Origin of the sequence: Vibrio sp. Of7-15, from assembly GCF_022347565.1 — a bacterium.
In the GTDB taxonomy this organism is placed as follows: domain Bacteria; phylum Pseudomonadota; class Gammaproteobacteria; order Enterobacterales; family Vibrionaceae; genus NORP241.
Window position 1 is genome coordinate 135,199 of the sequence record NZ_JAKRGH010000005.1, and the last position, 22,417, is coordinate 157,615.

The window sequence follows — 22,417 nt, forward strand, 5'->3', positions numbered from 1 at the left end:
AAATTTTAGCTTAACCGATGCTGTATATAATAATTTATTGAGTTTTTTAGTTCATTTTTATTTTAATGGTTTCCTCTTGAACTCCTCATATTCACTTGGAACTCCACAAAAGATCACGTCTTCTCGAGAGATTTGATGATAATGAATATTTTTCCCCTTTTTGATTAGGTGATTATATAAAGGTGCCACATACAGCTCTCCTTTTTCCCAGAGTTCAGGCCTTTCTAAGTAATGCTGATAAGCCTCTAAGTAGTCTTTTGCATTGTGAAAATGGTACAGCCCTGTACAGCATAGATCTGAAATTGCTCTTTTTTCCGCTGTCTCGGTAATCTTGGTTGTCTGTTTGTTTTCTGGTAATACGAACGACCAGTTATCCCCACTGCCTTGGAACACTTCTAGGTAGCCATCGCAGCTTTTCGTATGATCAGGCAATACGAAGCCTGGACGGAAAGTATCAATATTAAAAATAGTGATAGGGCCTTGATAACTATCGAGGTTTTTTAAGCCTTCCGTTACAGTTTCAGCTTGGCCACGGGTTTCATTTTCTAATGTTACTAGATGGTATTGCTTAATACCGATTTTTTTCGCCATTTGTTCGACAAACGCGGGTGTACCGAGAGCATCTCTAACAATGAAGAGAAATGGAAGGCTATCAAAATAATGCTCAAAGCTTCCTACTGCATGCTCAAATAAGGTTTTTCCATGTGCTTCTAACTGGTACTTCGGCAATGTGTAACCAGCTTTGAAAAAACGGGAGCTCATGCCAGCCATTGGTATTACGATCATACTTGTTGTCCTTGTAGTTGTTGGGCAAGTCTAAACGCATTAGCAAGTAGCGCAAATTGCCTAGTATTATCATCATCATGCAGTGGCAACATAGATAAGAACAGCTGAATTTGCATTGCAAGGAGGTGGTGTGGCTCTAGCTGATACTTTTCTTTTACTAGTTGATAAAAAATAGCTTGGATTTTGTCATGTTGATCTTGACTCGGAAGTGTCAAGTTTAGCCGATAGTTGCTGTGTTCTAATTGGTAATAACCTGCGATGATCCAGTCATAAAGCCCAACGACGGAATGACTTAGTTTGGCAATATCATATTGAATATCACCATAAATAGAGATCTCTCCAGCTGATGTCAGCCCTCTTGGATCTATGGTTTTTATGGTTGAAGTACGAAAATCAAATAAAATGTTACTAAAGCAGAAATCACCATGTACGACGGAGATTGTGTGTGATTCATTTGGTAAGTTGCTTTGGCTAAGTTTTAATAAATCATTAATGGAATACTCTTTGGTGCCATTAAATGCCCATTTTTTAGCTCTATCGAGAGCTTTTTTTGCGCAAAAATCATCAAGTCGAGAGTTTGTTTTTTTATTAAATAAGCTATTTAAAGTCGAATATTTTGCGTCTTCGGGTGATAAATGGTTCTGGCAAGCATCAATAAAACAGAAGCAGCTGGTTAGAATATTTTTCCAAATTCCAACAGGGAGTTCACCAAAAACAAATAGCTCGTTTAGCGCGGTGTGGTGCAGGTATTCGAGTTGGTAGTGATGTTTTCCGCTATTACAGCCATGGCCAAGTAATTGTGGTAGGAATCGGCGTATAGGAGCTGGGACAGAATTAAACCAATAGGACTCTGCCGCGATTTTTTGTCTATCGCTACCTGATTTGAAAACCTGCTCTGGCGTGATGGCCAACTCATTAAAGGCGCGCTGGGTTGTGAATTTGGCTTTTGAATGAAAGTAGGTATGGACATGGCCAAAATCGAGCCAATCATCGACTTTCACTTCTGTTAAGCCAACAGACTGGTGGTATAGATTAAGCCCCTGAATAAAGTTCCAACGTGAAGAGATAAGAGCTTTTATTAATGCAGAAGGCTGGCAGAAATTGAAATAGCCATTGACCACCATACTGTTACTATTTTCTGATGTTGTACTGCTTTCGCTTACCCATTCACTGTGGTTGTGGTTGATCACAGCCCAACGATAATTGTCTTCAACATGACTAATAGCAAGGCAGTTTTTTTGTGTGGGATTATCCAGTAGTAACGTATCACCAAATAATAGTGTTAAATCATTACTTTTGCTGCTATCCATTAGATTGAAAGCAGCAACTAAAGATTCACCCAGTGATAATTGCTCTGGTAAAAAAAGTAGTGTCACGTCGTGTTCTTCTAGCCAAGCTTTATCATGCTCTGCCACTTGGTAAGAGTCTGGTAGTGATAAAAATATTTTTTTACCTGCCGGAACTCTGCTGATTTGATGTTGAAAAAGCCTTTTATTACCTAGGGGCAAAAAGGCGGGGGGCAGTAAACCAAATTCAGATTGCAGCTCAGAACTGCAATAAGCAGCAGAGGCAATTAAGAACATGTTTTAGCTATCTTTTCTTTTTCAGCTTGTAACATGGCAGTAATTTCTTCAAAAGAAAGACGAGTAAACTCACTTGGTCGCACTGCTCTATCATCAATATAGAAACCCTCATGTCCACACCAAGGTTTACCGACTAAGACTTCATCATAAGGGACATTATGTTTTTCAAGCCACTCTAAGATGATTGGTAGAGTATGTACGTTAATTTTTCCTACATTACCCTTGTGAGTTCGCATGTTACGTGCGGTACTAATCACCAATTCAAAGCCTTGTTTTTTATATTCGTGCATTTGAGCTATTAGGGCTAAGTTAGGTGAAACATTTTTATAGTCGTTTGTATCACCAAGTGTGATGGTGCTATCTAAATCAATGATGAGCTTTTTCACTAGTTATCCTTAATTGCTCTAATGATTGTTGTAACTACTTGTTCGGGCGAGGGGATTTTTGCGTCAGGTGTCATGACAATATGATGATTACCTACTTTCGGTGTATATCGAAATGGTACCGTTGCGTAAAAAATACCGATGGTTGGTGTATGGGTGGAAATAGCAAAGTTTCGTATTCCAGTATCCGTACATACAACAGCAGTGGCTTTCGCTAAGTAGGTACTTAGGTCTTCTAAGGGCATTGATGCTTGGATTTCAATATTCTTATGAGTACTTAAATCACCTAGAAAAGAGGCTTTTTCATTATCGTTGATGCCCTCTAAATAAATGTGACGATATTCTGGAAGCTCTGTACTCGCTTGAATTAGCGTGTCACGCATCTTATCAAATGGATACATTTTACGTTCTTGTGAGGCACCATTAAAGTACACAATATAAGGAGAGTTCTTGTTATGGAGCTGTCTGTGATCTGGGTAAGCAAAGTCCAGTGGCTGCTCTGGGTTGTGCCCTAAAATACGCAGCATGTTCAGCATGGTTTCTACTTCAGCTGTGAAGTCTGAGCGCAAGACACAAATGTCATACAGTAATTTGGAAACCAGAGGTCGATAAGGAAAACCAATTTTTAGTTTGGCTTTCGTGAGTTTTGTCAGCCAATAAGAGCGGTTAGTCGCGGCTAAATCAAAGATAATATCTTGATCACCTAGCTCTTTGAAATTATTTATCTTTTGGCTGAAAGTGATGTCTTTTTTCTTATCAGAGCCATGGGTTACATGCACACGATCGGCAAGATCAGATGGCATACCATACTGATAGTTAGAAATTACACTTAGTGTAATGGTAGCGTTTGGAAAAAATTTTCTCAGTTCAATAAGAAAGGGTCTTGTGATCACTTGATCACCTAACGCTGCATGACGGATCACCGCTATACGTTGGATTTTATTAGGTTCTAAATCATTAGCGACAAAGTGTCGGGCGCGTTTGTTTGCGTAGGCACCTTTTTCAAACCACAGGTGCTTCATGTTATACATGCGTTAGTATCCTTAATTTCTATTTTCTGATAGATAACGATTCAGATGTTCTAGTACTTTTTCAGGTTGTAGTTCAACTAAGCAGTTTGTATGTTCAAAAGGACACTCACGTTTAAAGCATGGTCGGCAATCAATGTCTGTATGCACTATGCTGACATTTTTACTTAATGGCGGAGTGTATTTAGGCGAGCTTGAGCCATAGACCGCGACAATATTACAACCTACCGCTGCAGACACATGCATTAACCCTGAGTCATTACTTACTACAGTATGACATGCAGCTAATAAATCCACTGCTTCAATTAAGTTAGTGTCACCCGCTAAATTGAACACATGTTGTTGATTATTGCTTTCGACAGCAAGCTTAATTTTCTCTGTTACTTCTCGATCTTTAGCTGAACCAAATAGCCAAATTTGGTGGCCTTTATTGATCATTTCATTAGCTATTGTTGCATAGTGTTGATCTGGCCAGCGTTTGGCTGGGCCAAATTCAGCGCCAGGGCATAAACCTATCACATCTCTATCAAGCTCAAGCCCAAACTTCTTGAGTGCCTTAGCTTGTTGTTCTTGGTCAATGTATAACGTTGGGTAGGGGAGATTTTCTAAGTCACCTAAACAACCAGATCCCGTCATTTCTTTTTTCGGATGGGCTAAAGCGATATAACGTTCAATCATGTATTGGAACGATTTTTTATTATTTCGTAAGTCATTCAATAGACCATAGCGCATCTCACCTTTCCAACCTGTACGCTGTGGAACTTTTGCAAACCAAGGAATAAGCGCTGATTTTGCTGAATTAGGCAGAACATAAGCGTGATCATATTTTTCGGCTCTCAACGATTTTCCTAACTGATAGCGCTGCCCCAAGTTAAATTGGCCGTGTCCCAGAGGCATTTCAATTGCTCGATTGACCTCGGGCATTCGTTCCAAAATAGGTTTACACCAACCAGGAGCCATAACATCAATTATTGCTTCAGGGTATTGCTGTTTGATGGTGATGTATAAACACTGTGACATCACCATATCACCGACCCAAGATGGCCCAATAATTAGGATTTTCATTGTGGCATTCAGTTATTCAAGTTAGGTGAGAAACTATACCAGAGTTAGCAGTATGGGTGTTATGCCACTAACTCCGGCGGACAATATTTTCTAATTATTGCACTTGTTTAGGGGATTGGGATAGTTCTATGTAGCGACCTAAGATCAGAGCTAATGCGACGGATGTGGCTATCATCGAATAATCTTGGAACATGGTATAGAACATAACAAGTGGATAAAAAGCGACTAAGTAATAAAATATTGCCCTAGTTGAAGGATCACTTTGGTAATCTTTCTTGAGGCTAAAGAAGCTAATTATGATTAAGCCAATAATGAAAATTATGGAATAGATAACCCCTGATTTTATAGTTAGATCTAAAGGCGAATTGTGGAAATCTGAGCCGCCGTAGAACCTCCCGTCAACACCCTGGTAGGCTTTCTTTTCTACTTTAGTAAGCGTATCGAGGTAATTGTGGTATGAGGCTTCAGAGTTTTCCATTCCTGAACCGAACAAAAATTTAGAGAAACTGTTTTCAGATTGGCTTTCAATGTATGCAACTCCACCTTTCCACATAGTTATTCGAGCCATATTAGATATATGTTTTTCAGTATCTCCAATAGAAGTGATACGGCTGGTTACGTGTTGTACTTGTTGGGGAAGTATTACAGATAATAACAAGAATAAAACGGTAAAGGAGACTGCGACATGAGGGATATAGCGGCGGTACTGTACGCATAATACCACGGGTATCATTATCGCCAGACAAAGATATCCAGCCCTAGTGCCTGAAATGACCATACTGAGAAGGCAAAGTAGTATAGAAGTTACTATAGCGGCTTTTGCTTTTTGATTAAGTGTTTGTACGGTTAGATATGATAATCCTATAGCGATACCACATAACATGACATTGGTATGTCTAGAGTATTCTAAAAAGCCATTCACCCTTATGTTTATATCGAAGTTATTGGTAATTGAAAATATGTATATTCCATATAGAGCTGAAAACGTACAGGCAGCTAGAAATGAATAGCAAGCTATATTTCGATTTTGTTTATTAGAAAGAAAAGCAGCAAGTAAAGGGAGTATCAATAGAAACGTATTTTTTCTTGCAAATTCTATGACATCATTGATATCAGTGTGACCAAAGTAGCTGCCTATAGTGCCCAAAGCGTAGATAGAGAAGCAGGTAATAAATAAAGTACTTATTACTGGAGGTAGGGACTTCTTATGACTGAAATAAAAGGATAATGAGTAGATTGTTAAAATGGGACTCAGAAGGTTCATGCCTGTTTTAGATACAGCTGTGGAGATGACTAAAGTAAGTAATAAACCATATATATATTTGTGGATCGGGAAGTCAGTTTTTTGAAAGAACACAGGAAATACTCTTTTTATGTGATGTCAGAAAGAAAGCTGATGTGCCCATGTGCACTCTTTAGATACAACTTTTGCAGGGTTACCTACCGCGATAGAAGTTTTATCAATAGATTTCGTTAAGGTTGAGTTTATCCCTACGATAGAACCATCACCTACATTGACTCCTTTGAGTATGGTGACATTATCTGCTAGCCATACATTATTTCCTATAGTAATTGATCTTGCAGGGTTGATCCGTTGGCCATTTTTTAAGATATCATGTCCGTCACTGGTCATGACTTTTATATTGCGAGATAGCATGCAACCCTCACCTAAAGTTAATGAGGTATTTCTTTCTCGAGCAGATAGATAGCAACTTTCGCCAATAATACAGTTTTTAGATATATGAACTGTACAATCAACACCATCTATTTCGATAAAGGAACCTCTGATATTGACACCTTCATCAATAATTAGGTGGCAGTTCCTCCCCTTAATGAGTATCTTGCAGTTTTTTACTTTTGAGTGAGGGCTTATAGACATTGTATTATGCTTCTTTACTCTGATTTTATTCCTTAAGCGAAGTTTTAATAAAGAGAACATTACTGGACCTCAGTCATTACTAATTATTGAATAAATAGATGATAACTTATTGATGTGAGTCTGCATTGAAAACTCATCTGTTGCTCTAGCATATGCTTTTTCGGCAGCTTTTTGACGAGCTTGAGGGTTGTTTAGATAAAACTCAATAGCACCTGCGATCTCGTTTGGTAACAGCGGACTACATAGCTGAGCCGTGTCTTCTAGGATCTCTGGTAAAGCACCAGTATTGGCTCCCACGATGGCTTTTTTTGCTGCCATCGCTTCGATCACGGTTAAGCCAAACGCTTCGTGATGACATGGCAAACATACAATGTCCATCGCAGCATACATTCTTTTAGTATCGGATCTAAAACCTGAAAAATGTACCCTGTTTTCTAAATTGTGTTCTTTTACTGTTGCTTGGAGCTGTGCAACAAATTCATCTTCAGAGCCTTGTTTTACCGTGAGACCACCAACAATTAATAGGTGGAGGTTAGGGTATTTGTGTTCCAGAGAAATAAAAGCATCTAGAAGTTCGCCTTGCCCCTTCCCGCGTGCGATACGGCCAGTGACACCCACAACGTCTGCATCAACAGGAACTGAGAGTTCTTTTTTTATGGCCTTTATTTCTTCTTTTGATTCAATCGGCGTATACATTTCTGTACCCAGCCACAGTCGTTGAATTTTATTTAGTGGAACGGGAAGAGCGTTAACATTTCGTTTATAGGTTTCATCACTAATAGAAAGAACTTGATCCACATGCGAGTAAACCCAGCGATGATAGAGATCTTTTTTAGGGCGAGTGACTCCCATATGTTCAGTAAAAATGATTTTACGGGAACTCAAAACATCTAGAAGGGCTGCAACAACAACATCACCTGACTTATGGCAATGAATCACATCAACACGATTCTCTTTTAGCCAGCGGTTGAGTTTAGGAAGTTGTAGAAGCAGGTTGTTTTTATTTTCTACTTCAAACGTATCGATTTTTGCTTCTTTCATGCCTTCAGCAACTCGGGAGTTTGCTAGGCACAACCCATATACATTGTAGCCTTGGTTGAGGAACTCTTTTCCAATACGCAGAGGGTACATTTCTAGCCCCCCCCAACCATGTGATAAACAGATATGTAAGATATTTTGTTTGGCCATAATTGTTTTAATTACTGAAGTATTAAATGAAGCTACCGCTTAGGCTGCGTAAGAGTATGGTTATATAGGCAGAGTGTAACGCTCTGCCTAGTTTCTTGCGTATTATTTATTTAGATGCGCCATGTACTCGGCTACGCCTTCAGCAACAGATTTGAAGCCTTCTTTATAGCCAGCAGCGCGAACTTTTGTTAAATCAGCTTGCGTAAAGGTTTGATATGCGCCTTTCAAATGCTCTGGGAATGGGATCTCTTCTATCTTGCCTTTGCCGTGGAACTTCAGCACTGCATCTGCGACCTCTTTAAAAGGTTCTGCATTACCAGTGCCGCAGTTAAAAATACCCGACTTGCTGTTTTTCCAGAACCATAGGTTCATTTTACATACATCGCCAACATAGACAAAATCACGCTTGAAAGTATCACTACCTTCAAAGAGTTTTACGTTCTCACCGTTATTGATTTGAGTATTTAAATGAAAAGCGACAGAGGCCATGCTGCCTTTGTGATTTTCACGTGGTCCGTAAACGTTAAAGTATCGGAAACCTGTGATCTGGGAAAGGGTTTCACCATGATCTTCCGCATCTTGTTGTAGGCGTCGTACATAGTTATCAAACTGTTGTTTGGAATAACCGTAGACATTGAGTGCGCCTTCATACTCACGTTCTTCGATGAAGTCATGATCACGACCACCATAAGTTGCAGCAGAAGAGGCGTATAAGAAGGGAATTTCACGCTCTAAACAGTAATGAAGTAGCTCTTTTGAGTACTCATAGTTGTTGAGCATCATGTATTTACCATCCCACTCTGTGGTCGCTGAACATGCACCTTGATGGAAAACCGCTTCAATAGGACCAAAATCATCACCAGCCATGATTTGAGTCAGAAAGTCCTCTTTATCCATGTAGTCAGTGATGTCTAAATCTACAAGGTTGCTAAACTTCTTGCCATTTTTTAAGTTATCAACAACTAGAATGTCATTAATACCTGAATCATTGAGTGCTTTGATAAGATTGCTACCAATCATTCCAGCACCGCCAGTTACGATAATCATTGTTTGTACCTAGTCTTATTAAGCGTTTAGTGATTGTATCAGGAAAGCGTTGCCTCATCGAGTTCACAATAATGGATGAACTCGCAGGAGGATCATATTTCAGGTACACTGAATATTCATTGCATAAACGGTGATAGATAGACATGAAAACTCGGGACAGAATCATTCATGCGGCGTTAGAACTTTTTAACCAAGAAGGTGAAAGAAACGTCACAACCAATCATATAGCAGCTCATTTAGATATTAGCCCTGGTAATCTTTACTATCACTTTCGAAACAAAGAAGAGATTATCCAATGCATTTTTGATTTGTATGCACAAGATCTAGCAACTCGATTTCAACCAACTGGCGAGAGAGATGCTCGTCCTGAGGTGATGATTGACTATCTTGATTCTATTTTTATGCTTATGTGGAACTATCGGTTTTTCTATGCGAATTTACCGGATATTTTAAGTCGTGATGAAGAACTTCAAAAAAAGTACTTAAAAGCTCAACAGCATTTACATGAAAACTTGATTACGATTATGTTCAATTTTAGATCTTCAGGTTTGATTGAATTGGCCGATGATGAAATTGAGGCTATGACCAATACATTAAAGTTGGTCTCTTCTTGCTGGATCAGTTATCAAACGGCAATGTCCCCGAATACTAAAGTAACCGAGAGTGTTATTTATCAGGGGGTTATTCAAATGCTGAATGTGTTTCGGACTATTGCGACGAAAGAAGGGCGCTCGCAAATATTGGATCTAGAGCGCCATTACCAGCAAAACTTAACTTCTTAGGCGAAGGATTTGGAGGGAAAGTGTCATTCCCTCCAAGTCACTATGATTATTTGACTTGGTTAGGGCGGCCATACCAAGGGGAGCGTGAATCAGTTATTTCAAATAAATGGTTTTGCTTTCCTAGCATTTGCCCACCATCACGTGTTAACGGTTGCCAATTAATTTGAGCTCGGTTGGCACTTGGTTTAACGGTCATGATGTCGAACGGAATTGAAACGTAGAAACCTTTCGTATAACTTCCTTCACCGTACTCCTCTGCACTTAGATTAGTAAAGCTTGCATAAGCCCCTGCAATTACACCAGATTTAAACTGTTTAGAAAAATCAAAGCGAGCGCCTTTATCTCCTCCTAAGAACTGGCCTGCACTGACTTTTAATAATGTACTTTCTAAAAAGCCCCACTGAGGCATGTAGTAACCAGTTAAGTGGCCTGTCATTCCTTGTGTGAGTACTTGATAGATGCGGCCATCTTCTTCACTTCGTTGAAAGTCTTCTTCAAAAAAGTTAAACCAACTATCAGGATCACGCTGTTTGACTATGTTCATATCAAGGCCTACCGCCCAGTTGGTATTCATTGGACGATATAAGATTTCTGAACCGATACCACCAAACATCATTTCCAAATAGCCGCCATACGCTTGAGCATAAAACTCTTCACTTAATTGTTCGAACCAAGTTAGTTGTAAATGGTTCATGCGAACGGGGTTATCATGTACATAAGATCGGAATAGACTTCTTACACGAGGCGTTCCAGCACTTGCTCCGTTAGAGGAGATAATATAGTTAAATTCGTCATAGTTATCAGCAAGGTTGAAGTAAATAGAACCACTAATTTCTAAGTTGTTAGATAACCAGTAATTACTTGCGGTATTTAACCCAATACTGTAGAGATAGAAGTTTTCGGCACTGCCAAAAGATTGAGATAAAGTCGGTGATATACTGTAATCCCAGCGTTCTTTTTTATTGGCAACTTCTTGGCCTGAAGGTGCTTGAGGCTCAGAAATACTCGTTGCATCAATCATCCGTGCATTGATATATTCTTGATTAGCAATTTGCTTAAATTTATCTGCATCAATGGCCGTTTCGGTTGTTTCTAGTCCTTGGTTAATTTCAATAATACGGTATTGTTTAATATAGCTTGGGAGCGAGTTAGCAAGTACTGTGGCAGCTCGCTCATGAGCCTCATTCCGGTCACGATATTTTATCTGCTTACCAGTTATTGTTATTTCACTATTATTAGTGTGAACAGTGACATCTTTATAACCTGCGTTTTTTTCAATATCATGCGCTACTTTATCCCAATCCACATATGCAGTATGTTGAGCTGGTTCTGGTTTATATTCCGGCTTCTTTTCATCTCTCCAGATGGCTTTCATTTGGTTGAAGTTAGTCGTAAGGTTAAGACCAAGGGTTAATGTATCACCACGTTGGTAGCTTGCCTTGATATCCCCCCAATTCCCCAGTCTGTAGAGTAAGCCTACATTCCAAGGGGTATGCTGAGTCATATCTTGACCTGCTCTAATTTGTGGCCAATCGCTAGAGTAATCATTACCATCATATTCTACTTTCAGCCGTAGTGGCTGATATGGTGTTTGGTACTCAATACCACCAAAGATAGCTGAAGGGCCCGCAAACCAGCGCTCAAAATCTACGCCACCTCCTGAACCTTTAAAGCCATCTTGTCGAGAGCAGAATTTATCCGAAACCTTACAAAATGGGTTTGTTATATTTCCACTTTGGCCGATATAGCCCCAGCCTATGCCTAAGGTAAAGTCTAGATTGTTGAAACGCTTGGTAGCTGCAACAAATTCACCATCAAAAATACCTGTTCCGCCAAAATCTCGAAAGCCAACAGAAGTTTCTGGAATCCAATAGCTTTCTTCTAATAGTCGAATTTTAAAATCAATCCCTTTATCTGAAAGCTTATTTGAGCCACTGAAACTTGGATCATCACTATAGAGCAAGTCTTGAACGTTAGTATATCTAATGGTGCTTTCAAACCAAGGAAGTAGCTGTAAGGAAATTGAATACATCTGGTATTCATTATTCAAGGTGCCACCCAAATTAAATGCACCCTCAGGAGCCATACGCCCTGAGGGCATTTGCATTAGACCAACGCCTCCAAAGTCGGTTTGTGAAGGCGCTAGGCTTACGTCGTTAAATTCGTTACTGTGAGCAGAGAGTGAGTAGGCTATTAGGCTTGTTATTAATGAGAATTTAAAGAGTGGCTTAGAGTCTGTGGTGCGAATAGACATTATAAATTCACCTTATGACGCAGTAACTGGGCAATTTGAGCATTTAATTTAGAAAAGTTCTGAGTTAGGGAATTAAAACCTATAAAGATTATGCTCCCAGGAGCTAAAAAGAATGACTGCTTATTCCAGTATGTGTATGGAACTTCGATAATGTTACCATCTGGTTGAATTATATAGACAAAGCTGTTGTTAGCTTCTGAAAGTAAATTTTCTTTTACTTCTTCAAGAACTAGGTAGTCAGAAACTTGACCATGTTCTATAAATGGGACTTGTAAGCTCTTTTTTGTTAGTCCAGTGATTGAAATCGTTTCTGGTCTAGTTTCTAGGTAAAAGGAAAAATTGCCTTTGAGTAAAGGGTTTGCTTTTTCTGAAATACGTATGACATCGTGATCCAATGAAATAAACTGACGATCTTTAAACTCCGCCAAAAGCAACTGAGATTCTAGCTTTTTGATGCTTTCAATTAATTCTGGTTCTTGGGCTTTTAGCTGTGATAGCTGTTCTAAAACATATTGTTTTTTTGTATCGATCGTATGTTGTTTTGATTCATCAAATAATTGTGTGCCTAACCAGTAAAGTGAACTTTGAGTATTACTATGAATATCTGATACCACCTGTTCTAATCGTGCTGGCGCTGGATATTCTAGCTTTAGTTTCTGGTTAACTAATAGTACATCGAGGTGCTGTTGTGTCGCCTGTGTAGATATTGATGGTAGTGTTAGTAGGCTGATGCTCACCTTAATAAAGGTAGCCAATATCCGTTTTTTCATAATGTGAATTCGACTTAAATTATGTAGATTAAAAGACTGCGTAGATGCCTGTGGTGTCGCTTATTCGCCATACGGTTTTAAAATAGTCATTTCGATTCTATCCATTCCAGGACCTAGGTATTGGATGCTTCTTACTACTTGATTGGTCTTGACATCTAACCAAAAGTGGTTTTGATACTGTTCATTTAAAGAGGGGAAATAGACTGTTTCTATAATATAGTGAGCTTGCTTTTCCCATGCTTCAGACTTGACCAATTGTTCGTATTGATAGGCCCATGTAATATTTGCTTGGTAGCCGTAACGGTAATTTGGCATCCAGTCAAAAGTTGTTTTCCATGCTTTAGCATCATTATTGGCTATGTATGCTTTGAGATCGGTTTGTGGTGTCAGCTGGGAAAGGAAATCCGGGTTGGTGCTATTTTTTGTACTGATTTTGGCGAGATTATCTTGTGGAAGAGCTAGTGTCTTTACAATCCTACCGTTTTCAGTCACAAGCATTGCCTTATCGGATGATAACCATTTTTGTTGCCCATTTTCGACAAGGGCTAACACCATGAAAATTTGTGGTCCATTGCCAATACGAACATAACTACTAGCGTAGGGGGAGTCATTGATTGTGGCTTTAGTCACTTTTATATCATCAAAGCCAAATATTGCTTCATGAATCGTGGCATTAACATCAGAAACTTTTTGAGTGCATCCCATCAGAATGAGGGAGAGTAAAATAGGTATTATTTTAGAAGTGAACATGAAATTTCCACAAAAGGACTAATTGGTTACAGTGGCTTGTAATGAATGATGTAAGGGGTAAACATTCAAGCAGGCAATGAGGCTTGTATAAAAAAACAACCGCGAGAGCGGTTGCTTTGAAGTACTAACTAAACAGTATTGTGATTAGTTAGTATTTGAAGTGCTACTTGTGCTGTCATTTGAACCTGAATCAGCAACAGCAACTACAGCGACAGCCGCTGCTGCACCAACAGCTACCGCAGTAGTCGTTGCTGCACCAGCTGCCGCGGTAGAAGCACCAGCAGTACCAGCAGCTGAGCCAGAAGCGCCACCAGAAGCTGCAGATGTTGAGCTAGCAGAGCCTTCCGTTGCAGCTATTGCAGAAGTAGCAAACATTGCCATTACTAGAGCAATTGCAGTCTTTTTCATGTTGAATCCTTTTAAAATTTTCACATCGATGTAGGGTAAAAGATACCCAACTAAAGTTTAAGCGGGTAATAAGTGAAAGTAAATTGTTAATATAGTTAAAATGATGAATTTCAGGTACTATAAACAGGTAGGTGCTTTGTACCTGAAATATGTCGTATAGAAGGCTTAACATGCGAATAAAAAAAACGTATAGTCCATGCTCTGTTTTAGTCAAATGAATTTCTAGCGCTATGGGGATGCGTACATAACCTCTGGGCGGTAGCATGTGAAATTTGCACTTTCCTCTCTCCGCTTTATTATTTCGGGTGTATTGTGTTGCAAAGGACTTTGCCATACTCAGCTTGGCTGTTATTTGTCGCTTCGGCTACAGTTCATTCATCGCCTTGGTTAGAGGCTGATGATGCGTACCTTCGCTCTGATCTTCAGCTTCTCTCAGACGCTGGTCTTATCACCGCACCAATCAATCATTATCCTCTACGTTGGTCTGCTTTCTCTGATGAGCTAAAAGCCATTAATTTAGAGGCATTATCGGAATCTGAAAAACAAGCTTACTATCATTTACGTCATGCCCTTTCGAATGCCGAACTTAACCGTGGAAATAAGCGTTTTAAAGCAGTATACGGAAACCGTATTCCTTTAGATAGTGGTTATGGTAACAGCAATAAAGATGAATGGGGCTTATATAGTAGTTATGAGCATCTTGATGATGACTTTTCTTTTCGCCTTTCAAGTAATTATAGTAAGCAGCTAGATAAACACACTGAAGACACAGAGCAGTTGAATTGGGATGGTAGCTATCTGACTCTTAATGCAGGTAGTTGGTTATTGACTGTCGGTGCGTTAGATCGTTGGTGGGGGCAAGGTTGGCAGCATAATTTAACTTTAAGCCAAACAAGCCGACCATTACCATCTCTGGGAGCGAGCTATCAAGGTGGAGACAATATTTTTCTGGGGTACTGGAATGTAGAAACCTTTATTGCAAAATTAGACAGTCGCACTAGTGATTCTCAATGGAGTAGTAGGTTGGTTGCGAGACCTCTAAATATATTGTCTTTAGGGATAAGCTATCAGGCTTGGTCTGATACAAATCGCTTTCGTGATGGTGAACAGCAACTAAGTGGTGACGTTCGTGTGAGTTTACCTTCGATAACATTATCCTCAGAGAGTAAAATTTATCATGGTGTTTATGGTGAATTTGCAAGTACTGATAAAAGTAGTGAACTCGGTGCCAGGCTGATTGGCTGGGATGGGCAGTGGTCTTTTTCAAGGCAATCTCTACGGCTTGCTTTAGAAAAACAAACTATAACTGATGAGTGGCAGCTTAATCAGTGGCCAAATGCGGGTGCTCAATATCCAGCAAATCATTCAGGAAAGAGTAGTAATAGTTATTTATTCGGAAATAGTGTATCGGCATCGTTATATCTTCAATTTAGTAATGATCATAACTTAAGTCTTATCGGGGCGAATTATGAAGAAAATGTTATTACAGGGGTATCCGAATATGACGTTTTACAAGCAAACTACACCATGCCGTTTCAGCAAGGAAAGTTGAACTTTGGAATAGGAAAAGTATCAGCTCTTAAAGAAAGCAATAGTCAATTTTGGATAGGATACGATTTGAGATTCTAGACAGAATACAGAATACAGAATACAGAGCCTTATAAGCATAGCCGTTCTGTATTTCATTTTTGATTTATAATAAGTGAACATTAACCCTCATGGCAAAACGAATTCAGTTATCCACAATTGCGCTTGCTACTATAGGCGTGCTTATCTCTTATTCAGTACAGGCGTTCAATCCAACACCAGCTCAAATTCAGCAGTTTCAAGCCCTTCCTAAATCCCAACAAGAGATGCTTGCTAAACAATATGGTGTTGATATTAGCGTTTTAACTGGGTCACCTTCAGCTTCAAAGCAGGAAAAAAAACCAACAACTCCACCAGAAAGGGTTAACTCTTATGAAGAAAGAAGCATTAGTAGTGAGGTACCTAGAGAGGTAAAAGAGTTACAGGCATTTGGGTATGATGTTTTTTCAGGAAAGCCTACGAGCTTTACTCCAATAGATGATTTACCTGTACCGAATGATTATGTAGTCGCTCCTGGTGATGAGATTAAAGTACAAGTATATGGAAAAGAGAGCTCGCAGCATTCACTTGTAATTAATCGAGAAGGTGTGATTAATTACCCTCAGCTCGGACCCATTAATGTCGCAGGTCAAACGTTCTCACAATTGCGGGATAGCTTAATTAAAACGATTAAGCAAAAAATTATAGGTATAGACGTAGATGTATCTATGGGCAGCATGCGTACGATGCAAATCTATATTGTTGGCGAAATGGCTCAGCCAGGTGCGTACAATGTCAATGGACTGACTACAGTAACGCAAGCATTGATTGCTGCTGGTGGTATCCAAGAATCAGGTAGTCTTCGTAAAGTACAGTTAAAGCGTAATGGTCGACTGATTAAAGAGGTTGATATGTATCAACTTCTGTTAAAGGGGGATACGCAAAGCGATCTTCGCTTATTACCTGGTGATACTTTATTTGTACCAACAAAAGGTGCAGAAGTTATCATTGACGGAGCGGTTAAGCGTTCTGCAATTTATGAATTAAAAGGTACGTCTACATTAGGGCAATTGGTTGCAAATGCAGGTGGAACCGATGCGGATGCTTATCTCCAGCAAGTGACAGTTCGTCGTTTGACGGATAAAGGGGTTGTGATCAAGTCGGTGGACTTATCAACTCAAGCTGGACATAACTTTATTATTAAAGATGGAGATGAAATTCGTGTTAATCAGCGTTCGAATCTGATTAGCAATGCTGTAGCAGTTCGAGGCTCAGTTGTTAGGCAAGGGGCTTACCAGTTTGTTCCAGGAATGAAAATTAGTGATGTAATCACATCAGTCAATACAGACTTAATGCCAAATGCGGACTTAAACTATGCTTTAGTTGTTCGCGAAATTGGGGTTAATCGTGAAATTAAAGTGCTTCAGTTTAATTTGGGTACTGCTATTACTAGAAATAGCTCAAAAGATAACTTGACTCTAGAAAAAGGTGACCAGTTATTTGTATTTAATAATGGTTTTGACCAAGAGTATTGGTTGGGTGACAAAGCAAATTCAGCAAAAGAGTTGAAAAAAGAGCAAGAAACTCAGCAAGCTCAAATGGAAAAGCTACGCTTAGAGCATGGTAATTCAGTAGTTGATGAGCGAGAGCGTTATGATAATGCAACAGGGGCTCTCGTTGAAGAAACGAATGAAGTTAGTAAATTAAAATTAGGTCAGCTTGAAGATGTTGCGACAACAGAGCTAGTTAGAAGAAATAGTAGAGAAAAGTTATTAGCCCCTCTTATAGAGCGCTTAAAAGCACAAGCGAGTTTAGGTAAGGCTGTTCAAATTGTAGAAGTGACTGGTGCTGTTAAGTATCCAGGGATTTATCCACTGGTTGATAATGGTGATATTCAAGACTTGATTGTTGCTGCAGGAGGGTTAGTTGAGTCAGCACATATTACTGTAGCTGAGTTAACTCGTGCAGGTTTTGATGGTGGTAAATTACGTCTTAATCATAAAAACATTTCATTAGATAATATCTTAAATGATAAAGAAGGTGCCAATCTATCTTTAGTGTCTAAAGATAGATTGCATGTGTTTACTAAGCCTCAGTGGCGTGATGAACAAAAAGTTGAATTACAAGGTGAAGTTGTATTTCCCGGTACTTATACATTCCAGCGTGGTGAAACTATTGATGATGTAATTCAGCGAGCTGGTGGTTTAACTGAGTTTGCTTACCCTAAAGGAGCTGTATTTAGTCGAGTAAAATTACGTTTACAAGAAGAGCAACGTCTAAAAATGCTAAATATGCAACTTAAACAGGAGATTGCAAGTTTAGCTCTACGTCGTCAGACATCATCGGCATCCTATGCTAGTAGCCCTGTAGAGGCAATGGATGTGGCAGATGAATTAGCAAGTGCTCAAGCTTTAGGGCGTATGGTTCTTAATTTGCCCGAGATTCTTAAGGGAAATGATAAAGCCGACTTAATGCTGGAAAATGGTGATAAGTTATATATTCCATCATTAAATAAAGTCATCTCGGTTATGGGGGAAGTACAGTTTGCATCTAGTCATATATTTAGTGATAGTATGACAGTAGAAGATTATATTAATAGTGCAGGTGGTACTAAAAAACAAGCTGACACTGATCGGGTTTATGTTATTCGTGCTGATGGTTCTGTGATGTTGCCTAACAACTCTTTTTGGTTTAGTCGTAACAGTAAGCCATTAGAACCTGGTGACACAATTATTGTTCCAATCGATACTGATTACCTTGATGGCTTAAGTGCCTTAACTTCAGCAACACAGATTTTATACCAGATAGGTATTGCGTGGAGTGCGGTGAAAGATTAATAGCAATAGGTAATAAGAGTATGAGCTTTAGCTCTGCTCTTATTTTCTTTTAACTCTTTTTATGTTTACTCCTTAGAATAAATTATGAATCAAAAACCTTATCAAGATTTGAATCAACCCCAAGCTTTATATTACTCTCATTCTTCCTATGGTGAAATTAACTTACGTGAATTAATTTCTGCATTATGGAAAGGTAAGTGGCTAATAATTGTTATTACATCTATATTTTCTATTTCTAGTGTATTTTACTCTCTTTCACTGCCTAATACTTATAAAGCTGATGTAGTGTTGGCATCTTCTAGTGACAGTGGTAAAGGTGGTATGGCTGCCATGGCTGCACAATTTGGAGGTTTAGCTTCATTAGCGGGAATCAACTTAGGTAGTGGTGGTACAGATAACAAAGATATGGCGTTAGCAGTCCTTAACTCTCGGCAGTTTGTGAATGCTTTTATTGCGAAGCATGATTTGCTTGTACCGTTGATGGCAAGTCGTGAATGGAATCAACAGTCTGGTTTGATTATTAATTCAGAGCTGTATGATGTAGATAAGAAAGTATGGGTACGTCCTGTTAAATCTGGAAAGTTGGCTAATCCAAGTGATTGGGAAGCTTATAAAGCGTTCAAAAAAATATTAAAGACTAAAGAATCTAAAGACAGTGGTCTAGTAACTCTATCAATTACACATTTTTCCCCTGTGGTAGCGCAGCAATGGGCTGAATTGTTAGTTAGGGATTTAAATGCTTGGATGAAGGATAAATCGCTTAATGAGACCAAGAGAAATATTGGTTACTTAGAGCAACAATTAGAAAAAACAAATGTTTCAGATATGAGGTCCGTATTTTTTCAATTAATAGAAGAACAAACGAAGAACTTAATGTTAGCTGAAGTTGAGAGTGAGTTTGCTTTTAAAATAATTGATCCTGCAGTCGTTCCTGAGGAAAAAGAGGGCCCTAAACGAGCATTGATGTGTGTTGTTGCATCGTTGCTAGGTGGATTTATTAGTATAGCGATTGTGTTATTAAGGTTTGTGTTTCGAAAAGAAAAATAGAGTCACTACTTCGAGATAAAGACAAGATTTTTATGAAATAGAATTTAACCTTAATAAGGTAGCTAGAGAAATCGACTACCTTAAAATATATATGATGTGTCTCAAATTAGCTTCATATGCTATTTAAATGAGAAATGAAATAAACTTGACTGGATAATATATGCTAAACAATAAAACGGTATTAATAACAGGTGGAACCGGTTCATTTGGTAAGCAGTTCATTAAAACAATCCTTGAGCGCTACTCTGAAGTAAAAAAAATCATTATTTTTTCTCGTGATGAGCTAAAGCAGTTTGAGATAAAACAGCAATATCCGCACAAAGATTATCCTCAATTACGCTTTTTTATCGGTGATGTACGCGACCGTAATCGCATGATACAAGCTTGTGAAGGCGTAGATGTGATAATTCACGCTGCAGCTATCAAGCAAGTTGATACCGCTGAATATAACCCAACAGAATGTATTCGTACGAATGTAGATGGTGCCGAAAATGTAATTAGTGCAGCATTAGCATGTGGTGTAAAAGATGTAGTTGCTCTTTCCACAGATAAAGCTTGTGCACCGATAAATTTATATGGTGCTACAAAATTGGCATCAGATAAGCTATTTACTGCAGCGAATAATATTAAGGGTTCTAAAGATATTCGTTTTAGTGTTGTACGTTATGGTAACGTAATGGGGTCTCGTGGCTCGGTAATTCCTTTCTTTATGAATAAGAAAAAAGAGGGCGTATTACCTATCACCCATGAAGAAATGACACGCTTTAATATATCTTTGCAAGATGGTGTAAACATGGTGATGTACGCGCTTGAAAACCATCTAGGTGGAGAAATCTTCGTTCCTAAGATTCCGTCGTACAAAATTTTAGATATTGCTAAAGCAGTGGCTCCAGATTGTGAAACTAAAGTCGTTGGTATTCGCCCAGGTGAGAAGTTGCATGAAGAAATGATCACTGATACTGATTCTTTGAATACTATTGACTTAGGCCATTATTACGCTATTTTGCCTTCAGTATCATTTACTTATACTGAATCTGAGTATATGGAACATCACAAAGCGGAGAAAGTACCATTTGGGTTTAAGTACAACTCAGGTACAAATACGGAGTGGGAAACTATTGAAAGCTTACGTGAGCTTATTAAAGAGCACGTAGATCCAAACTTTACAGTGTGAGAAGAATCGTGATTCCTTACGGTAAGCAAGATATCAGTCAGCAAGACATCGAGAGTGTTCTTGATGTTTTAAACTCGGATTTTTTAACTCAGGGGCCTCAGGTTCCTGCTTTTGAGAAGGCGCTTGTTGAGCACACTGGTGCTAACCATGCATTTGCTGTTAATAGTGCGACATCTGCGTTACACATTGCTTGTCTCGCTTTGGGGTTAGGGCAGGGAGATTGGCTGTGGACCTCTCCAATTACTTTTGTAGCATCAGCTAACTGTGGTTTATATTGTGGAGCTCAAGTAGACTTCGTTGATATTGATTCAGACACATACAATATGTGTCCGAAGCGCCTTGAAGATAAGTTAATTAAAGCAAAAGCAGAGAATAAGCTACCTAAAATTGTTGTCCCTGTGCACTTGTGTGGTCAACCATGCGATATGGCTGCCATTGGCAAGCTAGCAAAGGAGTACGGCTTTAAAGTCATTGAAGATGCTTCGCATGCGATTGGTGGGCGATATCAGAGCCAACCGATAGGGAATTGCGAACATTCAGACATCACCGTGTTTAGTTTTCACCCTGTGAAAATAGTGACAACGGCTGAAGGCGGTGCAGCGTTAACGAACCAAAAAGCGCTTGCCGATAAAATGGCTTTATTGCGTAGTCATGGCGTTACACGAGATCCTGAATTAATGCGTGGGGAATCTCATGGTGGTTGGTACTATCAGCAAGTTGATTTAGGTTTTAACTACCGAATGACTGAGTTACAAGCAGCCTTAGGCGTAAGTCAAATGAAGCGCCTTGAGAATTTTGTGGCTGCTCGCCATAAGCTTGCTGATGGATATAACGAGAAGCTTGCTGATTTGCCTTTGGTCTTACCATATCAGTTACCAAATACATATTCTGGGCTTCACCTGTTTGTGATTCGTTTACGATTAGATGAGATTGATTTGACGCACAGCCAAGTGTTTGATGCGCTACGTGAACGAGGCATTGGAGTAAACCTTCATTACATCCCAGTTCACACTCAGCCATACTATCAAGACATGGGATTTGTTGAAGGGGACTTCCCTGAATCTGAGCACTATTATCGCGAGGCCATTTCACTTCCTATGTTTCATGGCATGAGTGAAGAACAGCAAGATAAAGTAGTTCAAACGCTTACTGACATTCTTCGGGGTGGTTAATGAACATCGTAGTTATCCCCGCTCGTGGTGGTAGTAAACGCATCCTCAGAAAAAACATTAAGCTGTTTCATGGTAAACCCATGATAGCGTACTCGATCGAGGCTGCGGCTGCATCGGGGTGTTTTGACAAAATTATTGTCTCTACAGATGATGTTGAAATTGCGAATGTAGCAAAAGAGCACGGTGCGGAAGTGCCTTTTTTACGTCCCGCTGAAATATCAGATGATTATGCAACTACCATGGATGTTATGGAGCACGCGATTCGTTGGTGTGAAACTGAAGGGTGGGATGTCGAAGTTGTTTGTTGTTTATATGCGACCGCTCCATTTGTTTTGCCCGAAGATCTTCAAAAAGGCTATCAATTACTTAAAGGGGGTGATGTTCAGTTTGCTTTTAGTGCTACCTCTTTTCCGTTTCCAATTCAGAGAGCCATTAAACTGAATGAACATGGTTCAGTATCTATGTTTTCTCCAGAAAATGAGCAGGTCAGGTCTCAAGATCTTGAAGAAGCTTATCATGATGCTGGTCAGTTTTACTGGGGGCAGAGAGACGCATTTTTGAAGAAACTTTCTATATTCTCACCACACTCTAAAGCGGTACTTCTACCGCGAAAACGAGTTCAGGATATTGATACGCCTGAAGATTGGGAATTAGCAGAATCCTTATTTTCTGCTTTGAAGCTTGTTCAATAATATAGT

The 22,417-nt window shown here is 39.2% G+C and carries 20 protein-coding genes; 7 read left to right on the plus strand and 13 right to left on the minus strand.

Annotation, left to right across the window (positions count from 1 at the left end; all coding sequences use genetic code 11):
• Positions 1-57: 57 nt before the first annotated feature.
• The 9 genes from MHO82_RS08105 to rfaD all read right to left on the minus strand — a co-directional run bounded on the left by MHO82_RS08105 (position 58) and on the right by rfaD (position 8,959).
• The gene (locus MHO82_RS08105; RefSeq protein WP_239183369.1) at positions 58-786 is read right to left on the minus strand and encodes a glycosyltransferase family 2 protein; all 729 of its coding nucleotides are present in this window, start codon (positions 784-786) and stop codon (positions 58-60) included.
• Positions 783-2,369, minus strand: coding sequence for a capsular biosynthesis protein (locus tag MHO82_RS08110; protein ID WP_239183370.1), 1,587 nt, complete (start codon positions 2,367-2,369; stop codon positions 783-785). Before MHO82_RS08110 ends, MHO82_RS08105 begins: the two co-directional genes overlap by 4 nt.
• Positions 2,360-2,755 carry a capsular biosynthesis protein gene (locus MHO82_RS08115; RefSeq protein WP_239183371.1) on the minus strand — a complete coding sequence of 132 codons (396 nt, stop codon included), beginning with the start codon at positions 2,753-2,755 and terminating at the stop codon, positions 2,360-2,362. The genes MHO82_RS08110 and MHO82_RS08115 overlap by 10 nt, the downstream gene beginning before the upstream one ends.
• Entirely contained in the window at positions 2,755-3,774 is a 1,020-nt protein-coding gene (locus MHO82_RS08120) for a glycosyltransferase family 9 protein (protein WP_239183509.1), read from the minus strand. Before MHO82_RS08120 ends, MHO82_RS08115 begins: the two co-directional genes overlap by 1 nt.
• Before the next feature lie 21 nt (positions 3,775-3,795).
• A complete protein-coding gene (waaF, locus tag MHO82_RS08125; protein WP_239183372.1) occupies positions 3,796-4,845 on the minus strand; it encodes a lipopolysaccharide heptosyltransferase II in 1,050 nt (349 codons plus the stop codon).
• 94 nt (positions 4,846-4,939) lie between these two features.
• Positions 4,940-6,202 (minus strand): O-antigen ligase family protein, encoded by a 1,263-nt coding sequence (locus MHO82_RS25860; protein WP_239183373.1) that lies wholly within the window; start codon positions 6,200-6,202, stop codon positions 4,940-4,942.
• A gap of 24 nt (positions 6,203-6,226) precedes the next feature.
• Positions 6,227-6,784, minus strand: a complete 558-nt coding sequence (locus MHO82_RS08135; protein WP_239183374.1) for an acyltransferase — start codon at positions 6,782-6,784, stop codon at positions 6,227-6,229.
• A gap of 9 nt (positions 6,785-6,793) precedes the next feature.
• Positions 6,794-7,912, minus strand: coding sequence for a glycosyltransferase family 4 protein (locus tag MHO82_RS08140; RefSeq protein ID WP_239183375.1), 1,119 nt, complete (start codon positions 7,910-7,912; stop codon positions 6,794-6,796).
• Between the two features lie 102 nt (positions 7,913-8,014).
• Positions 8,015-8,959 carry an ADP-glyceromanno-heptose 6-epimerase gene (gene rfaD, locus MHO82_RS08145; protein WP_239183376.1) on the minus strand — a complete coding sequence of 315 codons (945 nt, stop codon included), beginning with the start codon at positions 8,957-8,959 and terminating at the stop codon, positions 8,015-8,017.
• Between the two features lie 143 nt (positions 8,960-9,102).
• Between rfaD and MHO82_RS08150 the strand changes: the two genes are divergently transcribed.
• Positions 9,103-9,741 (plus strand): TetR/AcrR family transcriptional regulator, encoded by a 639-nt coding sequence (locus MHO82_RS08150; RefSeq protein WP_239183377.1) that lies wholly within the window; start codon positions 9,103-9,105, stop codon positions 9,739-9,741.
• A 46-nt stretch (positions 9,742-9,787) separates the two neighbouring features.
• Here MHO82_RS08150 and MHO82_RS08155 read toward each other — a convergent pair whose 3' ends face one another.
• The 4 genes from MHO82_RS08155 to MHO82_RS08170 all read right to left on the minus strand — a co-directional run bounded on the left by MHO82_RS08155 (position 9,788) and on the right by MHO82_RS08170 (position 13,923).
• Positions 9,788-11,995: a YjbH domain-containing protein gene (locus MHO82_RS08155; RefSeq protein ID WP_239183378.1), complete on the minus strand. Its 2,208-nt coding sequence runs from the start codon at positions 11,993-11,995 to the stop codon at positions 9,788-9,790.
• On the minus strand, positions 11,995-12,765 hold the full coding sequence (locus tag MHO82_RS08160) for a capsule biosynthesis GfcC D2 domain-containing protein (RefSeq protein WP_239183379.1): 771 nt from the start codon (positions 12,763-12,765) through the stop codon (positions 11,995-11,997). Before MHO82_RS08160 ends, MHO82_RS08155 begins: the two co-directional genes overlap by 1 nt.
• Positions 12,766-12,825: 60 nt before the next feature.
• Entirely contained in the window at positions 12,826-13,515 is a 690-nt protein-coding gene (locus tag MHO82_RS08165) for a YjbF family lipoprotein (protein WP_239183380.1), read from the minus strand.
• A gap of 144 nt (positions 13,516-13,659) precedes the next feature.
• Positions 13,660-13,923: a hypothetical protein gene (locus tag MHO82_RS08170; protein ID WP_239183381.1), complete on the minus strand. Its 264-nt coding sequence runs from the start codon at positions 13,921-13,923 to the stop codon at positions 13,660-13,662.
• Positions 13,924-14,235: 312 nt separating this feature from the next.
• On the opposite strand from MHO82_RS08170, the gene MHO82_RS08175 reads away from it, so the two are divergent.
• The 6 genes from MHO82_RS08175 to pseF all read left to right on the plus strand — a co-directional run bounded on the left by MHO82_RS08175 (position 14,236) and on the right by pseF (position 22,411).
• Positions 14,236-15,552, plus strand: a complete 1,317-nt coding sequence (locus MHO82_RS08175; RefSeq protein ID WP_239183382.1) for a capsule assembly Wzi family protein — start codon at positions 14,236-14,238, stop codon at positions 15,550-15,552.
• An 89-nt stretch (positions 15,553-15,641) separates the two neighbouring features.
• Entirely contained in the window at positions 15,642-18,326 is a 2,685-nt protein-coding gene (locus MHO82_RS08180; protein ID WP_239183383.1) for an SLBB domain-containing protein, read from the plus strand.
• An 84-nt stretch (positions 18,327-18,410) separates the two neighbouring features.
• Entirely contained in the window at positions 18,411-19,373 is a 963-nt protein-coding gene (locus MHO82_RS08185; RefSeq protein WP_239183384.1) for a Wzz/FepE/Etk N-terminal domain-containing protein, read from the plus strand.
• Positions 19,374-19,533: 160 nt separating this feature from the next.
• Positions 19,534-20,547, plus strand: coding sequence for a UDP-N-acetylglucosamine 4,6-dehydratase (inverting) (gene pseB, locus MHO82_RS08190; protein WP_239183385.1), 1,014 nt, complete (start codon positions 19,534-19,536; stop codon positions 20,545-20,547).
• Positions 20,544-21,719 (plus strand): UDP-4-amino-4,6-dideoxy-N-acetyl-beta-L-altrosamine transaminase, encoded by a 1,176-nt coding sequence (gene pseC / locus MHO82_RS08195; protein WP_239183386.1) that lies wholly within the window; start codon positions 20,544-20,546, stop codon positions 21,717-21,719. Before pseB ends, pseC begins: the two co-directional genes overlap by 4 nt.
• Positions 21,719-22,411, plus strand: coding sequence for a pseudaminic acid cytidylyltransferase (gene pseF, locus MHO82_RS08200; protein ID WP_239183387.1), 693 nt, complete (start codon positions 21,719-21,721; stop codon positions 22,409-22,411). The genes pseC and pseF overlap by 1 nt, the downstream gene beginning before the upstream one ends.
• Positions 22,412-22,417 lie beyond the last annotated feature (6 nt).

Coding starts and splice junctions, on each gene's coding strand:
- MHO82_RS08105 (WP_239183369.1), bottom strand. CDS start 786: ATGATCGTAATACCAATGGCTGGCATGAGCTCCCGTTTTTTCAAAGCT.
- MHO82_RS08110 (WP_239183370.1), bottom strand. CDS start 2,369: ATGTTCTTAATTGCCTCTGCTGCTTATTGCAGTTCTGAGCTGCAATCT.
- MHO82_RS08120 (WP_239183509.1), bottom strand. CDS start 3,774: ATGAAGCACCTGTGGTTTGAAAAAGGTGCCTACGCAAACAAACGCGCC.
- waaF (WP_239183372.1), bottom strand. CDS start 4,845: ATGAAAATCCTAATTATTGGGCCATCTTGGGTCGGTGATATGGTGATG.
- MHO82_RS08135 (WP_239183374.1), bottom strand. CDS start 6,784: ATGTTCTCTTTATTAAAACTTCGCTTAAGGAATAAAATCAGAGTAAAG.
- MHO82_RS08140 (WP_239183375.1), bottom strand. CDS start 7,912: ATGGCCAAACAAAATATCTTACATATCTGTTTATCACATGGTTGGGGG.
- rfaD (WP_239183376.1), bottom strand. CDS start 8,959: ATGATTATCGTAACTGGCGGTGCTGGAATGATTGGTAGCAATCTTATC.
- MHO82_RS08150 (WP_239183377.1), top strand. CDS start 9,103: ATGAAAACTCGGGACAGAATCATTCATGCGGCGTTAGAACTTTTTAAC.
- MHO82_RS08155 (WP_239183378.1), bottom strand. CDS start 11,995: ATGTCTATTCGCACCACAGACTCTAAGCCACTCTTTAAATTCTCATTA.
- MHO82_RS08160 (WP_239183379.1), bottom strand. CDS start 12,765: ATGAAAAAACGGATATTGGCTACCTTTATTAAGGTGAGCATCAGCCTA.
- MHO82_RS08165 (WP_239183380.1), bottom strand. CDS start 13,515: ATGTTCACTTCTAAAATAATACCTATTTTACTCTCCCTCATTCTGATG.
- MHO82_RS08170 (WP_239183381.1), bottom strand. CDS start 13,923: ATGAAAAAGACTGCAATTGCTCTAGTAATGGCAATGTTTGCTACTTCT.
- MHO82_RS08180 (WP_239183383.1), top strand. CDS start 15,642: ATGGCAAAACGAATTCAGTTATCCACAATTGCGCTTGCTACTATAGGC.
- MHO82_RS08185 (WP_239183384.1), top strand. CDS start 18,411: ATGAATCAAAAACCTTATCAAGATTTGAATCAACCCCAAGCTTTATAT.
- pseB (WP_239183385.1), top strand. CDS start 19,534: ATGCTAAACAATAAAACGGTATTAATAACAGGTGGAACCGGTTCATTT.
- pseF (WP_239183387.1), top strand. CDS start 21,719: ATGAACATCGTAGTTATCCCCGCTCGTGGTGGTAGTAAACGCATCCTC.